Here is a 14,035-nt window from a genome sequence, read left to right as displayed (position 1 = left end):
GTATGCTCATCCGCAACGCCACACTCGCGGACGGCCGACAGCGGGACGTCCGGGTGCGCGGCGAGACCATCGCCGAGGTGGGACGGAGTCTCTCGGTCGATGACGAGCGCACCGTCGACGTCTCGGGCAAGCGGCTGTTCCCGGGGATGATAGACGCACACGTCCACTTCCGACAGCCGGGGTATCCCCACAAGGAGACGTGGGCGAGTGGCTCCCGCGCCGCGGCCGCCGGCGGCGTGACCTGCGTGGTCGACCAGCCAAACACCGACCCGCCGACCGTCGACGGCGCGGCCTTCGACGAGAAGACCGAGTTCGCCGCAGACTCGCTCGTCGACTGGGGTATCAACGGCGGCGTCACGGCCGACTGGGCCCCCGAGAGCCTGTTCGAGCGCCGGCTGTTCGCGCTCGGCGAGGTGTTCCTGGCCGACTCGACGGGGGATATGGGCATCGAGCGCGGGCTGTTCGAAGCGGCCCTGGCGGCGGCCACCGACGCTGGCGTGACGGTGACGGTCCACGCCGAGGACGCCGACTACTTCAACGACGACGCGACGGTCCGGGACGACGCCGACGCCTGGAGCGCCTACCGAACCGCAGAGGCCGAGGAGCGCGCGGTCCGGCGTGCCTGCGAGGCCGCCCAACAGGTCGGCGCCCGCATCCACATCGCCCACACCTCGACGCCGGAGGGCATCGACATCGCCGCGGACGCGGGGATGACGACGGAGGTGACGCCCCACCACCTCCTGCTCTCGCGGCGCGACCTGCAGGAACTGGACACTTACGGGCGGATGAACCCGCCCCTGCGCCGCGAGAAGCGCCGTCGCGGGGTGTACGAACGGGTTGTCGACGGCACCGTCGACATGATTGCGACGGACCACGCACCCCACACCAAGGCGGAGAAGGACGCGAGCATCTGGGACGCCCCCTCCGGTGTGCCGGGCGTCGAGACGGCGCTGCCGCTCCTGCTCGCAGAGGCCGCCGACCCCGACACTGCTCTGGGGTACGAGCGGGTACGCGACCTCACTGCCGCGAACCCGGCGGCCGTCTTCGATATCCCCCAGAAGGGCGCCATCGAGCCCGGCAAGGACGCCGACCTCGTGCTGGTCGACACCACCGAGACGACCGAAATCAGGGCCGAGGAGCGCCACACCGACTGCGGCTGGACGCCCTTCGAGGGGTTCGACGCCGTCTTCCCGGAGTGGACGATGGTCCGGGGGACGACGGTGTTCGAGCGCAGCGGGGCCGGAAGTGCCCCGGAAGCGTCGAGCGAGCGGAGCCCGCGAGACGACCCCGACGGGGACGTGTTCTACGACCACGCGGGCGAGAACGCCCGTGACGCCGACGGCGAGCTTATCCGGTAGGCGCTCAGACGGGCCGACGCGGCCTCCCGGCCGTGCTGGGCACGTATTGGCTAGTGGTCCCGTTCGGTCTCTACCGTCGCTTCGGGTTCTTCGTCTTTCCGTAGCCGATACGCCGGCACTGGCAGGAAGACGCCGAAGAGGAGCCGATAGACGACGACTCCGGCGCCGCCGCCGCTCAGCGCCGCGGCGCCGACGACCGCGGCCGAGGCCGACCGCGTGAGGACGAACCCGACGCCGACGGCGACAGTGACGAGGAAGGCCGCGACCGTGGCGACTTCGGGGTAGACTCCCGGCACGACATCGTGCTCCGCGAGATACACTGAGACGGCGATGAGCGCGCCGATGGTCACACCGACCACGGGGGCCGCCCGGACGGCCTCGCTTCCCCCGGCGAACAGCCCGGTCCCGAGCATGAGGGCCGCCAGGAACAGGTCCGACTGCAGGACCGACAGCTCCTCACTTCTCATCGACACCGAACTCGTGGCCACACTCGGGGCAACACACCTCGTCGTGGCGCAGCGCCGCCGAGTGTTCCCGCACTTCCCGCATCACCGTCGAGATGCGGTCTTCGGCCTCCATCTCGTCCTCGACGGCGAGGTCGACGCCCTCGACCTCCAGCAGGAACTTCGCGACCTCCGTCGACTCGTACATCACGTCGTCCAGTTCCTCGGCGGTGAAGAAATCCGACATCGCGCCATAGAGGAAGGTCGCGCCGGCTTTGCGGACCTTCTCCTCGAAGGACGCACGGGCCTGGTTGACCGCCTGGGGCGTGTACGTGTCGGTCATAAAGGGGACGAGCTCGGGGAGGTTCTCGCCGATTTTGGTCATCTCGACGCCCGTCTCGGTCCGGAAGTCGGCACAGAGGCGGGCGATGGCCCACTCCCGGGCGGTGATGTAGGTCCGCTCGCGCAGGAACTCGTTGGCGCGGTCGTAGGTCCCGCTCTCTATCTTCGTAAAGCGCTCGTACTTCCGCACGTCCTCGGGGACGGCGCTCGACTCCGTCGGCTGGGGGTCCGGGGACTCGCTTTCATCCCCTTCGTCCGGCTCGTGGGACGAGACGACCCGTGTCGGCTCCTCGTCTTCGGGCGGCGGTGTCATGGCCGACTCTGTGTCCCCGCGGCGAAAAAGCGTATCGCCCGCCACCCAGCTATCGTCCCGGTCGCAACGATGTCGACGCTGGTGCTGTGGCGGATTCGGCCCTGCATTGCTTTTCAACGGCGACTGTACGTCCCGAACGGGCTTCAGGACGTGCCACCGGGATTTTTGACAGATGACGGGAATGCCCCTACATGGACATTCTACTCGGTGTTGGGGGGAGTGAGCTGTCGTATCAGGCCTTGGAGGAGACGATAGAGCGCGCACGGACGGCCGGCGACGAGCTGACCGTCGCGATCTTCGACAGCGAGGAGGTGAGCGCCGACATCGCGGAGATACAGCGGCGGGTCGAGGAGATACTCGCCGAGACGGACTTCGCGGTGGATACACGCCGCCTCGAAGGCGAGACACCGGGAAGCGAGCTCGTCTCGCTGGCCGAGACCGAAGGGTTTGACCGCATCGTCCTGGGTGGCGGCGAGCGCTCGACGCTGGGCAAGATACAGCTCGGCGCTATCGTCGAGTTCGTCCTGCTGAACTCCCAGATGCCGGTGACCCTCATCCGATGACCCGAGAGTATCCGGACGAACCGGCCGACGAGTTCCCGCGACCGCCCCGCACCGTCACCGACCGCGAGGGACGTGACGTGGAGATCGTCGCGGCCGACGCGGCCGACCGTGAGAGCATCCTCGAGATGTACGTCGCCTTCGACCCGGCCGACCGGGCACAGGGCATCCCGCCGTCCCGGGAGGAGGCTATCGAGGACTGGCTCGACACCATCCTCAGCGAGGACACGCTGAACGTCGCCGCGGTCCACGAGGACAGCGTCGCGGGCCACGCCACGCTGGTGCCCGACAGCCACGGCGAGTACGAGCTCGCCATATTCGTCCTGCAGTCGTTCCAGGGGGCCGGTATCGGCACCGAGCTCGTCGAGACGCTGCTTGGGCTGGCCCAGTCCGAGGGGTTAGAGAACGTGTGGCTGACCGTCGAGCGGTGGAACGACCCCGCCGTCGCGCTGTACCGGAAGGTCGGTTTCGAGACGACGGAGGCCGAGAGCTTCGAGATAGAGATGAGTATCCGGCTCTAGACCGACAGCACCGGCTGGCTGGCGTATTCGAGCACGTACGTCGCCGCCCGGCCGACGGCGTCGTCGCTGCTTGCGGCCCGCGGGATGACCAGAAAGTCCGCTTCGACGTCTTCCGCCACGTCGAGGACGACGCTGCCGGGGTTTTGCATCAGCCGCTTCTGTGAAAAGGCCGTCGCCGTCGAGGTGTCGAGGGTGACGTCGTGGCCCAGTTCGTGCGAGCGGTCCCGTACCCGCTGTGTGAACTCCCGGTGGTCCTGTGCGACCGATTCGGGGTCGACGGTCCCCTTGTCGATGTCCCGCCGGAGCCGTTCGTCCAGCACGAACAGGAGGTGGAGGTCGGCGTCGTACCGCTCTGCGATGGCGGTCGCGTACTCCGCGGCTTGCTTGGACCGATCGCTCCCGTCGACCGGGACAAGCACGAGGTCGATGTCCATCATCACTGTCTGTGAACGGCCCGGGGAAAAAGCCATCCCATCGCTCGCAGGTGTCACTGTGTCCAATGGACGGGCTTTTTCACCGTCGGCCGACCAACGGTAGGTATGTTCGATACGGTGGTCATCGCGACGGATGGCTCCGGCAGCGCCCAGCGGGCCGTCGAAGCCGCGCTCGACCTCGCCGGGAAGTTCGACGCGACCGTCCACGCGCTGTATGTCGTCGACGAGGGTGAGGTCGAGTCCACCCCCGACGACGTTCAGGACGTACTGGAACGAGCCCTGGCGACGACCGGCGGCCGCGCGCTCTCCTTTGTCCGGGAGGCGGCCACGAACGACGGCGAGACCGACGCCGATGTCGTCACCGCGGTCCGTGATGGCGACCCGGCCGCCGAGATTCAGGCCTACGCGGACGAGGTTGCGGCCGACCTCATCACGACCGGGACCCGCGGTCGCCACGGCGACCACGCCTTCCTGCTTGGCAGCGTCGCCGAGGAGATCGTCCGTAACGCTCCCATGCCCGTGCTTTCGGTCCGCCAGCTGGAGGGTGAGGCCAACCCCGAGCGAGAGGCGGTCTGAGGCCGAGCCACCGGCTCGTCTCTCGCTTCGAGGTCGGGACCGCCGACGGCTCGCTGCGTGCCAGTGCGTCCCCGACCGCTGGACCGCTGAAGACTCACCAGTTCGTCTTCATGCTCCGGATTTCGCCGCGCGAAATCCGGACCGCCGGCTTCATTGCCGCTGACTGGCAGGTGTGGACATGGACGACTGGCTCATCGACGACGACCGCCTCTCTATCGGCCGCAAATCAGTTCTGCCCGGTGAGGGGTTTTTCTATCCGGATTCCTTCGAAGAGGAGAAACGGGAGGCCGAAGCCGCGGAGACGCTCGACGGCGCCGACGTCGTGGTCATCGCCGACCCCGACGCCGACGGGCTGGCATGCACTGCCCTGGTTCGGCAAGCCCGTGGCGAGGGCGCCTTGCTTCCGGCCGGCCCGCACAACCTCCAGGAAGCGCTGGCGTGGGCCGCCGAGTACGCCGAGCCCGCGGCGACCGTCTACGTCTGTGACCTCTGTCCCGACAGCGAGTCCGACCTGGGCGCACTCGACGACCTCACGGAACGGGTAGAGCGCGTCGCGTGGTTCGACCACCACCAGTGGGACGACGACCTCGGCGCAGTCGTCGACCGGCTGGGCGTCGAGCGCACGGTCGGCGACAGCGAGGAGGTCTGTACCGCCGACGTGGCCCTCGAACAGCTCGACTACGACTTCGGCCAGCAGTGGGCCGAACTCGCCGCGGTGACGCGGGACCACGACCTCTGGATTCGCGACGACGAGCGCAGCGACGACCTCGCCGACTTCTCCTACTGGGCCGAGCCCGAGGAGTACATCGAGGCCGTCGCCGAGCACGGCCCCGGCCTCTCGCCCGAAGTTCATGACTTCCTCGCGGAGAAGCGCGTCGAGAAGGAGGCCCTCATCGAGAAGGCCGTCGAACGAGCCGAGTTGCGGGAGGTCGGGGAGTGGACCGTCGGCGTCACCTACGGCCGCTGCTCGCAGAACGAGGTCGCCGAGGCGCTGCGCGAGCGGGGGGCCGACGCCGCCGTCATCGTCAAACCCGCCGGGTCGGCCTCGATCCGGGGCACCGAGAACTTCGAGCGCGCCCACGAGGTCGCGGCTCAGGTCAACGGCGGCGGCCATCCCAAAGCCGCGGGCTGTAAACCCGACATCTACGACGACATGATGGACTACGCCCACCACTGGACGACCAACGGGGCGGTGGCGAAACAGGCCATCGTCGACGCGTTCAGGCGGCTGCCCGACGAGCCGGCTGAATAGAGTTCCCACGCGACGTGTGACCACTCCCGGCCGGGGCGTGGTCCGTGCGGGTTCGGAAGGCCGGACAGCGAGAACGGGACGGCAGTAGCCGTACCGGAACGAATAAACCTCAACTCGGAGACAGATGTGTCCGTGAGCGCGGCTGTCCCCCTGCTGTTGTTCGGACTCGTCTTGCTGGCAATCGGCGCGGTCATCCTCACGTACCCGGGCGCCATGCCGGACTCGGTGGCGGTCTCACCGAACGCTATCAACTCGGACCCGGCGGCAGCGGCGGCAAAGGCCCGGCGGTGGAACCGGATCCGCGGCTTCGTAACCGCCGCTGTGGGTCTGGGGTTTCTGGTCGCCGGACTCGCCTCTCTCACCTGAGCGGTCGGGTACCGCCCCGGCCGACGGCGATGACCTCCTTGGACACACGCTCGACATTGTTGGCGTCTGGCTCGTCGCTGATTTCGTTCGACAGTTCTCCTGCACAACGCTGATAGGCTCGCCGTCCGAGCACCGAACCGATGTCGACGCCCCTCCAGCGGTTCGTTCCCGGCGAGTTGGGCCTCTTCGGCGCGGTCACAAACGCCATCGCCGTGGCCGCGACCATCTACGTGCTCGATGGCTCGCTCAGTTACGCCGTCGCGGCGGCCGCCGGGTTTCTCGTGTTGCACCTCGCGACGGACCTCGCCGACGCCGCCGTGGGGGATTACGCCGGCAACGCGCTCTTTGGCCTCCTGATTCTGGCTGCGACCGGCTACGCGGTGACGTTGACGACACCGCTGTGGATTCCCGCCCTCGGCGCGGCTCTCGGTGGCTGGTTCCTCCTCGACGGCGTTCAGCACCTCCGCCACGGTGTCACCCGCGACGAGGTCGGCGTGCCGTACCGCCACGAGGGGGGCGTCCTCACCGCGCTCCCGAAGGCGCTGCTCGTCCGACTGGCCGAACCGATCCTGTTGTCCCGCCGCTCGCCGTAGCTATCCCTCGGCGACCCACTTATCGGAGTAGCGCTCCCCACACGCACAGACCGCGTAGGCGTGGATGACGTCGCCCTCGGCGTAGAGCCCGCCCACCTCTTCGTTCTGTGCCTCGGCGAAGGCGAAGACGAACTTCGTGGTGTGGTTCTCCTCGGGTTCCTCCTCGGCGACGGGGCAGTTCGCGTCGGTGCAGTCGTCGTGTATCTCACCGTCGGTCTGCATGGCTTCCTGGGCCAGTCCCATCGGGTCGATACCGGTGGCGGACTGGAAGGCGTCCCGGCCGTTGTCGCCCGGCAGTACCAGCACCAACCCGTCATCGACACTGTCGGCGTAGTCGGAAAGCGCGCCGGGGTTCGAGACGGCGTCCTCGTGGAGGAAAAAGAGCACGTCGTCGGGTCGCTCGCCCGCAAGGAACTCGGCGTGGTTGCTCATGCCGGTGAGAGTCGTCCAGCGCCCAAAAGCCCCCCGCTCTGTTGCTCGCGGGTCACTACACCACGGGTCACTCCGTTCCCCGTTCCGTTACGAGGACCCTCCCGTCGTCGGGCGGCCGTGCCGCCCGACTGCCTGCGGGACCTTCGGTCCCACTCCGCTCGCCTCGAGGGTTCTCCCTTCTGTCGAACCCTCGCTAGTGCCCCCACAGTTTTGGGGCGAGCGCCGGAACCCGGCCGTATGCCCGAACTCAGCGACTACGTCACGGATGTCGTCCACGAACCGACCCAGACAGAGGGAGACGGGTTCGACCTCACCGTCGCCGAGGTGTTCGAGGTCGTCGGGCCCGGGCGTATCGACTTCGGCGGCGGCGAACTCGAACCGGCCACCACGGTGGCCCACGACGCCGAGAAGCGCGACCCCGACGACGACTACGAGTGGTGGGAACTCGGGGCGGGGCAGTATCTCCTCGCATTCAACGAGTCCCTGACCGGCGAGGCGACGGTGACCGTTCAGCCCCGGACCGAACTGCTCGAACGCGGGGCGACCCACCCCACGCTGTGCGTGGCGGAACTGCCGCGAGTCCCGCTGTCGGTCGGGGGTGCGGGACTGAAACTCAAAGAGAACGCGCGCGTGAGCACCATCGTCGCCGCCGATAGCTAAAGCGGCGCGGCCGGAATCAGGAGGACAACCGGCAGTACCCATCCGCTAGCGCCGCGGAGAGCGGCGGCGGGAAGGGACTGGGGAGTCCCGCGGACGGTTCGATGCGTTTTTGGCGCGTGATGGACTGAACTGACGTATGGCTGAATTCACGGTCGCCGTCTCCGATCCGGAGAGCGGCCACACGTATCAGATCGAGGTCGACGGACAGGACGCCAACCGCTTTATCGGTCTCGAACTCGGCGACGAGGTCGACGGCGGCGCCGTCGGGCTCGACGGCTACACGCTCGAACTGACCGGCGGCTCGGACACGGCCGGCCGACCGATGCGACCCGACGTGCGCGGCGTCGCGACGAAGTCGATCATGTCCGACGGCGGCATCGGCTTCGAGCCGACCACCGACGGCGAGCGCAAGCGCATCACCATCCGCGGCCGAGAAGTCAGCGACGAGACCCGACAGATCAACGCCAAGATCGTCGGACGCGGCAGCGACGACGTCGACGAGCTGCTCGGCGACGAGGATTGACCCCCGTCCGAACCCGTCTCAGTACCGCACGGAACGCCCATGAGTGAGCGCGTCCCCAGCGACCACGACGCGGTCGACACTCACCGCGTCCCAATCGAGGCCGTCGGTCGCACCGGCCGCCCCCGTGTCGTCCTCCCCGACGACCTCGGGCTGGGCGACGGCGACGTGGTCTCTCTCGTGCTCGATGGCGACAGCCACGAGGCCCGCGTCGAGACCAGTCTCGACGGCGACCCCACAATCACCCACGCCGCCGACAACCGCCGGCTGGCCCGCGAACGCGACGGCGAGAACCGCCTCGCCGAGTGGGTCGCCGACGCGGACGTCTCCGTCGGCGGGTCGGCCCACCTGGACGTCGTCACCGAGGCCCACCAGTACGGCCTGCGAACGCCCGGCCGGCGCGTCGTCTACACGGCGACGGCGGCTCCCGACTCGTCGCTGTCGGACATCGCGAGCGACCTGGACGGCTGACAGCGATGCCCGGGGCACCGGACTGTCCCGTTTTTCGAGATGATACTCGCGCGAAACGCTCAATATCCGGGCCGCTGTAGTGTCGGTACCGAGTGAATGTCGGAATCCGTCATCGCGGACTTCGTCGGCCAGTTCAACTCCGAGGTGGCCAGCCGTAGCGACCCCATCAAGGGGCGGGTGGTCCTCTCCCAGAAGCGGCTGGTACTGGCCGCGAGCGAGGACGACAAGCTGACGATTCCGCTCGACTCGATTTTCGATATCGCCATCGGCCAGGTGCCGCCGGACCTGGGTGATTTCTTCCGGTCGACGGTGACCGTCGCCTTCGAGAAGAACGGCAAGCGCCTCGTCGCCGCCATCGAGGCCGACGACGAGAAGATAGAGAAGTTCGGGACCGTCCTGTTCAAGGCCATCATCAACGGGACCGGGACCACGGTCAGAGAGCGGGCCCGCGTCGGCGGGCGCGTCACCGACGAGGGGTTCAAGCGGGCGAACCTCTTTCTCAAGCCCGGCTCCGTCGAGTTCCGCCGCAACGACGGGAGCTTCGTCGTCGACCTCAAGACGGTCTCGGACTTCGAACGCACCTCACGGGAGATACGCGGCGCCGACCGGCCGGTGCTCGTCGTCCGGCACATGATGGACGGCACCGCCGTCACCACCGAGGCCGCGCTGGCCTCCAGTCGGAAGATGTCCATCCTCGGGCGCTACCTCCGCCGGGAGTACTCCGAGCTCATGGAACAGCTCAAAAACGTCGACCTCACCAAAGGGAAAAAGGAGGTGCTCGTGGCCATCTACTCCACCGGCGACATGGACGGGATGCCACTGGCCTCCATCCTCGGCAAGGACTCCTCGGAGGTGTCAATGCTGTTGCAGGACCTCGAAGAGGACGGCCTCATTCAGGACGGCGCCGACGGCCCGACGCTGACCCCGACCGGCCAGGTCGTCGCGAGCCGGCACCTGGAGGACGTTAATGCCTAACCACTTTTTGCACCGTCACGAGCGCGGCGTTGCCGCGCTCGTTCGGGCAAAAACTTGGGGAAAAATCGCGGCGTGCTCCTTTTGCGCCTTCGGCGCGCCAGTCCGCGCGCCGCGGTAGAACCGGCTCGCTTTGCTCGCCGGATGCTCCCCTCGCTGAGCCTGCCCTTCCCCGTCGGCGCTCGGGTGCGACAGCCGTCGCACCACTCCCGCCCGGCCCACCGCACCGCTACCCCTCCGCCGCGTCCGCGACCAGTTCGGCCGCCAGCCGTGCGGCGTCGGCGCCCGTCTCACCCAGGACGTACGTGATGGGTTCGATGCCGAAGGCGCCGCGGTGATACAGCACGTCGGGAACTGCCGCTCGGGCCTCGAACTGCTCGGTGAGCCGCTGCCCGCGGTTCTCGTAGCCCGCCTCGAACTCCAGGCGGTCGAGACCGCGTGACTCGGCCGCCCCGAGCAGCGCGTCGTCGGTGGCGAGGTTGACGGCGCCGCGGCGCTCGCCGTCGACGGCCATGGCGGAAAGAATCGTCGTCGCGACGTGTTCGGAGGCCCCGAACTCGGGGTTGGCGGGGACCTCGACCCTGCCCCCCATCTCGTAGATGCGGCCCGGGACCGCGGCCACGTCGGCGACGCCCGTCGCGTCGGGGAGCGCGGTGCCGACGTTCGTCCCGACGTTGGGGATGGCCGCGGCGACGCCGTGGCTGGTCGCCAGTATCCGGGCGGCCTCGCGCACGTCGTCTAGCACGGCGCGTTCGGTCCGAAGCTCCGGGTTGGTACCACGGACACAGAGGTCACAGCCCAGCCCCTCTAGACCGGGCATGGCCTCTTCGTGGAGCTCGCAGATGGGGCCGCGGTCCTCGAAGGCCCGGACGAGTTCCAGTATCTCGGCCAGCGCGTCGTAGCCGTCCATCTCCCCGCCGGCCAGCCCCGTCGCGACCGACTCGACGGTCGCCGCGGTCCGTGGGTGGTCCACAATCCGCGGTTCCAGCTCCGGCTCGCCGCTGACGTACGTCGAGACGGCCGCCTGTGTCACGCCGAGGTGGCCGGCCACTTCCTCCTGGGTCAGTCCGCGGTCGGCGAGTTCGCGGGCCAACAGCGCACGCAGCGTCGGCACCACGTCCTCGACGACGATCTCGCTTGGTAGCCGGAGCGACATACCCGGGCCTTTGGGAAGCGCCGGCTTATAATGTCGGCCCGCCGCCGACGCTGTATAAGCGGATTATACCACTAGCTTATATCACGCCGGACCACCCACAGTCGCCCATGAGCTTCACCGACGAACTGGCCGAGGTGGGCGACCCCGTCTGGGACGCGATCGTCGCCCATCCGATGGTCGAGCAGCTCGGCGAGGGGACCCTAGACGAGGCGCCCTTCCGCTACTGGGTCCGCCAGGACTACCTCTATCTGGTCGAGTACGCCCGCGTGTTCGCGCTCGGCGCGGCCAACGCCCCCGACCTCGAACGGATGGGAACCTTCGCCGAACTGCTGGACAGCACTCTCAACACGGAGATGGACCTCCACCGCGCGTACGCCGCCGAATTCGGTATCAGCGGGGCCGACCTCGAAGCCACCGAGCCGTCCCCGACCACGCGGGCGTACACGGATTTCCTGGTCCGGACCGCTGCCACCGGCACGTTCGGCGACCTGGTCGCCGTCCTGCTGCCCTGTATGTGGGGCTTTAACGAGACGGCCCGGCGACTTGATGCCACCGGGCGCCCCGACCACGACGGCTACAGCGAGTGGATAGCGATGTACGCCGGCGAGGACTTCACCGAGCTCACCGAGTGGTGCAAAGGGCTGATGGACGACGTGGCCGCCGACGCCACCGTGGCCGAGCGCGAGCGCTATCGGGATATCTTCCGGATGTCGGCCCGCTACGAGTACCGCTTCTGGGACGCCGCCTGGCGCGAGGAGGGGTGGGGGATATGAGCGGCGACGACCCGGCGACGGCACCGGCCACCTACGCCGACTGGGCGGCCGACCGAACCGACCCCCGCTTTACCGACTGGCTCCGCGCTCGGTCGGGCGGCGACTGGGACGCGGCCACTCGCCACCGGTTCGCCCGCGAACTCCACGCCGACACCCTCGACGACGCCGTTTTCCGCCGCTATCTCCTACAGGACTACGCCTTCGTCGAGACCCTCGTCGGGACCTTCGGCCACGCCGTCGGCGACGCGCCGACGATGGACGCAAAGTCCCGGCTGGTCGACTTCTTGGGGACGGTCACCGACGACGAGGACGACTACTTCCAGCGCTCGTTCGCGACGCTGGATGTCCCTGCACCCGACTACGTCGACCCCGAGGTGACCGAGACGACCGCCGCGTTCCGTGACCTCCTCCTGCGGGCGGCCCGCGAGGGCGGCTACGCCGAGACGCTCGCCGTGCTGGTGCCCGCCGAGTGGGTGTATCTCTCGTGGGCGACCGACGACGACCTCGCCGCCGGGAGCGGCCCCGACCGCTTCTACTTACAGGAGTGGATAGACCTGCACGCAGTCTCCGAGTTCGAGACCTTCGTCGGCTGGCTCCGTACGGAACTTGACCGCGAGGGCGCCGCCGCGAGCGAGCGCCGCCAGGCCCGTCTCGCGGAGCTGTTTGCCCGAACCGTGGCCCTCGAAGCCGCCTTTTTCGACGCGGCGTACGAGTCGGGCGACGGGCGGACCGGCGCCGGGAGCGGGGGTGAGGACTGATGGTCGGGAGCACGCTCGCGCTCGGGCTGACCGTCGTGACCCTCGGGGCCTTCGCCGGTATCGGCATGTGGTACACCCGGGGACAGGACGGTTCGACTGACGACTTCCTCACGGCGAGAAACTCCGTCGGCGACCGCCGGTTGACGGCGACGCTGGTCGCCTCGGTGATGGGCGTCTGGATACTGTTTTCGGCCCCCGAGGCCGGCGCCGGCTTCGGTATCGCCGCCGTCGTCGGCTACGGCATCGGCGAGGCCGTCCCGATGCTGGTCTACTCGAAGGTCGGCCCGCGAGTCCGGGAACTCCTGCCCGCGGGCCACTCGCTGACCGAGTACGCCCACGCCCGCTACGGGCCGGCGATGTACGGCTTCGTCGTCCTCGTGAGCGCCCTCTATATGTTCGTCTTCGTCGCCGCTGAACTCACGGGCATCGCCAACGCGCTCTCGCTCGTGGCGGGAGTCCCGCAGTACCAGACCGCCCTGCTGGTCGGCGGGTTCGTCCTCCTCTATACGGGCTATGGCGGGCTCCGGGCGACCATCGTCACCGACACCGTCCAGGCCGTACTGGTCGTGCCGCTGCTTGCCGTCGTCGTCGGCGGCATCGTCGTCGTGTTGGGTGGGCCGACCGCGGTGTACGACGGCGTCGCCGCGGCGAACCCCGCGCTGTTGGACCCGACGAACGCCGCCGGCTTGCAGTTCGGCCTCGCGCTGTCTTTCGCCATCTTCGGGGCCGAGATGTTGAACCAGACGTGGTGGCAGCGAATCTACGCCGGCAGCGACGGGGAAACGGTCGAACGGGGGTTCCAAAGCGCAACCGTCCTGAACGGGACCGTCGTGATGGTCGCCGCCGCGCTCGGCATCGTCGCCGTCGGTCACGCTCCGGGGGCCGCCGCCGACCCCGGCGTGGCCTTCTTCCTGCTCGTCGAGAGCGCCTTCGGGGAGGGCGTCCTGCTCGCCGTCGTCCTGCTCGCGCTCTTGCTGGTCGTCAGCTCCGTCGACTCGCTGTTCTCGGCGCTCGCGAGTCTCGTCACCGCCGACCTCCCGCGGCTGCTCGCGGACCCCGACGACCGCACGCTGCGGCTGGGCGCGCGCCTCCTTACCCTCGTGGTCGGCGTCGCCGCCATCTACGTCAGTCTCCGTGCGCGCAGCGTGCTCCGGCTGTTCTTCTTTGCGGACCTGCTCGGAGCCGCCGTCGCCGTGCCGCTCGTCGCCGGCCTCTACTCCCGGCGGCTCACCGGTCGGGGCGCCCTCGCAAGCAGCCTCGCCGGGCTCGCGGTCGGGGTAGCGTACTTCCCCGATTTCCGCGGCGTCTGGACCGCGATACCGCTCGTCGGCGAGCTGCTGCCCGCCGCGGACCCGCTGTACCTGTCCGCCTTCGGCGGGGCCGCGGTCGCCTCGACGGTCGGCACGCTCGTCGCTGTGCGGGTCTCCTCGTCGACGTTCGACCTTGAGCGTCTCTCAGAGACGGGACCGACGGCGATGGCCGACGGCGGCGAGGAAGCGAGCGAGTGAGGCGATAGAGCGCCGAGACGACGGCCC

19 protein-coding genes are annotated in these 14,035 nt (G+C 68.7%); 14 read left to right on the top strand and 5 right to left on the bottom strand.

What is annotated here, in order from left to right:
• Window positions 1-2 precede the first annotated feature (2 nt).
• Complete coding sequence (locus tag VJ162_RS15480) at window positions 3-1,358, top strand: dihydroorotase (protein WP_324665566.1); 1,356 nt, start codon at window positions 3-5, stop codon at window positions 1,356-1,358.
• A gap of 50 nt (window positions 1,359-1,408) precedes the next feature.
• Here the strand turns inward: VJ162_RS15480 and VJ162_RS15475 are convergent, their stop codons facing one another.
• On the bottom strand, window positions 1,409-1,825 hold the full coding sequence (locus VJ162_RS15475) for a hypothetical protein (RefSeq protein WP_324665564.1): 417 nt from the start codon (window positions 1,823-1,825) through the stop codon (window positions 1,409-1,411).
• Window positions 1,815-2,456, bottom strand: coding sequence for a DUF5806 family protein (locus VJ162_RS15470; protein ID WP_324665562.1), 642 nt, complete (start codon window positions 2,454-2,456; stop codon window positions 1,815-1,817). The genes VJ162_RS15475 and VJ162_RS15470 overlap by 11 nt, the downstream gene beginning before the upstream one ends.
• 191 nt (window positions 2,457-2,647) lie before the next feature.
• Between VJ162_RS15470 and VJ162_RS15465 the strand changes: the two genes are divergently transcribed.
• Together VJ162_RS15465 and VJ162_RS15460 are read left to right on the top strand one after the other, a co-directional pair.
• Window positions 2,648-3,019, top strand: coding sequence for a universal stress protein (locus tag VJ162_RS15465; protein ID WP_324665560.1), 372 nt, complete (start codon window positions 2,648-2,650; stop codon window positions 3,017-3,019).
• A complete protein-coding gene (locus VJ162_RS15460; RefSeq protein WP_324665559.1) occupies window positions 3,016-3,537 on the top strand; it encodes a GNAT family N-acetyltransferase in 522 nt (173 codons plus the stop codon). Before VJ162_RS15465 ends, VJ162_RS15460 begins: the two co-directional genes overlap by 4 nt.
• Here the strand turns inward: VJ162_RS15460 and VJ162_RS15455 are convergent.
• A complete protein-coding gene (locus VJ162_RS15455; protein WP_324665661.1) occupies window positions 3,534-3,971 on the bottom strand; it encodes a universal stress protein in 438 nt (145 codons plus the stop codon). The two genes, VJ162_RS15460 and VJ162_RS15455, sit on opposite strands and share 4 nt — an antisense overlap.
• Before the next feature lie 105 nt (window positions 3,972-4,076).
• Here VJ162_RS15455 and VJ162_RS15450 point away from each other — a divergent pair, with 105 nt between their 5' ends.
• The 4 genes from VJ162_RS15450 (at window position 4,077) to VJ162_RS15435 (ending at window position 6,758) form a co-directional block, all read left to right on the top strand.
• Window positions 4,077-4,547: a universal stress protein gene (locus VJ162_RS15450; protein ID WP_324665557.1), complete on the top strand. Its 471-nt coding sequence runs from the start codon at window positions 4,077-4,079 to the stop codon at window positions 4,545-4,547.
• A gap of 178 nt (window positions 4,548-4,725) precedes the next feature.
• Complete coding sequence (locus VJ162_RS15445; RefSeq protein WP_324665556.1) at window positions 4,726-5,799, top strand: DHH family phosphoesterase; 1,074 nt, start codon at window positions 4,726-4,728, stop codon at window positions 5,797-5,799.
• 132 nt (window positions 5,800-5,931) lie between these two features.
• Entirely contained in the window at window positions 5,932-6,165 is a 234-nt protein-coding gene (locus tag VJ162_RS15440; protein ID WP_324665554.1) for a hypothetical protein, read from the top strand.
• A gap of 140 nt (window positions 6,166-6,305) precedes the next feature.
• Complete coding sequence (locus VJ162_RS15435; protein WP_324665552.1) at window positions 6,306-6,758, top strand: hypothetical protein; 453 nt, start codon at window positions 6,306-6,308, stop codon at window positions 6,756-6,758.
• On the opposite strand, the gene VJ162_RS15430 is transcribed toward VJ162_RS15435, so the two are convergent.
• Window positions 6,759-7,190 (bottom strand): DUF5807 family protein, encoded by a 432-nt coding sequence (locus VJ162_RS15430; RefSeq protein WP_324665550.1) that lies wholly within the window; start codon window positions 7,188-7,190, stop codon window positions 6,759-6,761.
• A gap of 237 nt (window positions 7,191-7,427) precedes the next feature.
• Between VJ162_RS15430 and VJ162_RS15425 the strand changes: the two genes are divergently transcribed.
• The 4 genes from VJ162_RS15425 (at window position 7,428) to VJ162_RS15410 (ending at window position 9,816) form a co-directional block, all read left to right on the top strand.
• The gene (locus VJ162_RS15425; protein ID WP_324665548.1) at window positions 7,428-7,850 is read left to right on the top strand and encodes a dCTP deaminase/dUTPase family protein; all 423 of its coding nucleotides are present in this window, start codon (window positions 7,428-7,430) and stop codon (window positions 7,848-7,850) included.
• Window positions 7,851-7,986: 136 nt separating this feature from the next.
• The gene (locus tag VJ162_RS15420) at window positions 7,987-8,373 is read left to right on the top strand and encodes a 30S ribosomal protein S6e (protein WP_324665547.1); all 387 of its coding nucleotides are present in this window, start codon (window positions 7,987-7,989) and stop codon (window positions 8,371-8,373) included.
• A 39-nt stretch (window positions 8,374-8,412) separates the two neighbouring features.
• On the top strand, window positions 8,413-8,841 hold the full coding sequence (locus VJ162_RS15415) for a DUF7112 family protein (protein WP_324665546.1): 429 nt from the start codon (window positions 8,413-8,415) through the stop codon (window positions 8,839-8,841).
• Between the two features lie 96 nt (window positions 8,842-8,937).
• Window positions 8,938-9,816 (top strand): CheF family chemotaxis protein, encoded by an 879-nt coding sequence (locus VJ162_RS15410; protein ID WP_324665544.1) that lies wholly within the window; start codon window positions 8,938-8,940, stop codon window positions 9,814-9,816.
• Between the two features lie 226 nt (window positions 9,817-10,042).
• Here VJ162_RS15410 and VJ162_RS15405 read toward each other — a convergent pair whose 3' ends face one another.
• A complete protein-coding gene (locus tag VJ162_RS15405; protein WP_324665542.1) occupies window positions 10,043-10,969 on the bottom strand; it encodes a thiamine-phosphate synthase family protein in 927 nt (308 codons plus the stop codon).
• A gap of 107 nt (window positions 10,970-11,076) precedes the next feature.
• Here VJ162_RS15405 and tenA point away from each other — a divergent pair, with 107 nt between their 5' ends.
• The 3 genes from tenA to VJ162_RS15390 are packed head-to-tail and all read left to right on the top strand — an operon-like array spanning window position 11,077 to window position 14,008.
• Window positions 11,077-11,742, top strand: a complete 666-nt coding sequence (tenA, locus tag VJ162_RS15400) for a thiaminase II (RefSeq protein WP_324665540.1) — start codon at window positions 11,077-11,079, stop codon at window positions 11,740-11,742.
• The gene (locus tag VJ162_RS15395; RefSeq protein ID WP_324665538.1) at window positions 11,739-12,500 is read left to right on the top strand and encodes a TenA family protein; all 762 of its coding nucleotides are present in this window, start codon (window positions 11,739-11,741) and stop codon (window positions 12,498-12,500) included. The genes tenA and VJ162_RS15395 overlap by 4 nt, the downstream gene beginning before the upstream one ends.
• Window positions 12,500-14,008, top strand: a complete 1,509-nt coding sequence (locus tag VJ162_RS15390) for a sodium:solute symporter family transporter (protein ID WP_324665536.1) — start codon at window positions 12,500-12,502, stop codon at window positions 14,006-14,008. The genes VJ162_RS15395 and VJ162_RS15390 overlap by 1 nt, the downstream gene beginning before the upstream one ends.
• The last annotated feature ends 27 nt before the right edge of the window (window positions 14,009-14,035 follow it).

The sequence above is a fragment of the Haloarcula sediminis genome (assembly GCF_035656455.1).
In the GTDB taxonomy this organism is placed as follows: domain Archaea; phylum Halobacteriota; class Halobacteria; order Halobacteriales; family Haloarculaceae; genus Haloarcula; species Haloarcula sediminis.
The sequence above is the reverse complement of the archived record's forward strand: the minus strand, read 5'-3'. Positions and strand labels throughout refer to the sequence as shown.

What these genes read in the sequence shown, in the direction of transcription:
- VJ162_RS15480 (WP_324665566.1), top strand. Translation starts at nt 3, where the DNA reads ATGCTCATCCGCAACGCCACACTCGCGGACGGCCGACAGCGGGACGTC.
- VJ162_RS15475 (WP_324665564.1), bottom strand. Translation starts at nt 1,825, where the DNA reads ATGAGAAGTGAGGAGCTGTCGGTCCTGCAGTCGGACCTGTTCCTGGCG.
- VJ162_RS15470 (WP_324665562.1), bottom strand. Translation starts at nt 2,456, where the DNA reads ATGACACCGCCGCCCGAAGACGAGGAGCCGACACGGGTCGTCTCGTCC.
- VJ162_RS15465 (WP_324665560.1), top strand. Translation starts at nt 2,648, where the DNA reads ATGGACATTCTACTCGGTGTTGGGGGGAGTGAGCTGTCGTATCAGGCC.
- VJ162_RS15460 (WP_324665559.1), top strand. Translation starts at nt 3,016, where the DNA reads ATGACCCGAGAGTATCCGGACGAACCGGCCGACGAGTTCCCGCGACCG.
- VJ162_RS15455 (WP_324665661.1), bottom strand. Translation starts at nt 3,971, where the DNA reads ATGGACATCGACCTCGTGCTTGTCCCGGTCGACGGGAGCGATCGGTCC.
- VJ162_RS15450 (WP_324665557.1), top strand. Translation starts at nt 4,077, where the DNA reads ATGTTCGATACGGTGGTCATCGCGACGGATGGCTCCGGCAGCGCCCAG.
- VJ162_RS15445 (WP_324665556.1), top strand. Translation starts at nt 4,726, where the DNA reads ATGGACGACTGGCTCATCGACGACGACCGCCTCTCTATCGGCCGCAAA.
- VJ162_RS15435 (WP_324665552.1), top strand. Translation starts at nt 6,306, where the DNA reads ATGTCGACGCCCCTCCAGCGGTTCGTTCCCGGCGAGTTGGGCCTCTTC.
- VJ162_RS15430 (WP_324665550.1), bottom strand. Translation starts at nt 7,190, where the DNA reads ATGAGCAACCACGCCGAGTTCCTTGCGGGCGAGCGACCCGACGACGTG.
- VJ162_RS15425 (WP_324665548.1), top strand. Translation starts at nt 7,428, where the DNA reads ATGCCCGAACTCAGCGACTACGTCACGGATGTCGTCCACGAACCGACC.
- VJ162_RS15420 (WP_324665547.1), top strand. Translation starts at nt 7,987, where the DNA reads ATGGCTGAATTCACGGTCGCCGTCTCCGATCCGGAGAGCGGCCACACG.
- VJ162_RS15415 (WP_324665546.1), top strand. Translation starts at nt 8,413, where the DNA reads ATGAGTGAGCGCGTCCCCAGCGACCACGACGCGGTCGACACTCACCGC.
- VJ162_RS15410 (WP_324665544.1), top strand. Translation starts at nt 8,938, where the DNA reads ATGTCGGAATCCGTCATCGCGGACTTCGTCGGCCAGTTCAACTCCGAG.
- VJ162_RS15405 (WP_324665542.1), bottom strand. Translation starts at nt 10,969, where the DNA reads ATGTCGCTCCGGCTACCAAGCGAGATCGTCGTCGAGGACGTGGTGCCG.
- tenA (WP_324665540.1), top strand. Translation starts at nt 11,077, where the DNA reads ATGAGCTTCACCGACGAACTGGCCGAGGTGGGCGACCCCGTCTGGGAC.
- VJ162_RS15395 (WP_324665538.1), top strand. Translation starts at nt 11,739, where the DNA reads ATGAGCGGCGACGACCCGGCGACGGCACCGGCCACCTACGCCGACTGG.
- VJ162_RS15390 (WP_324665536.1), top strand. Translation starts at nt 12,500, where the DNA reads ATGGTCGGGAGCACGCTCGCGCTCGGGCTGACCGTCGTGACCCTCGGG.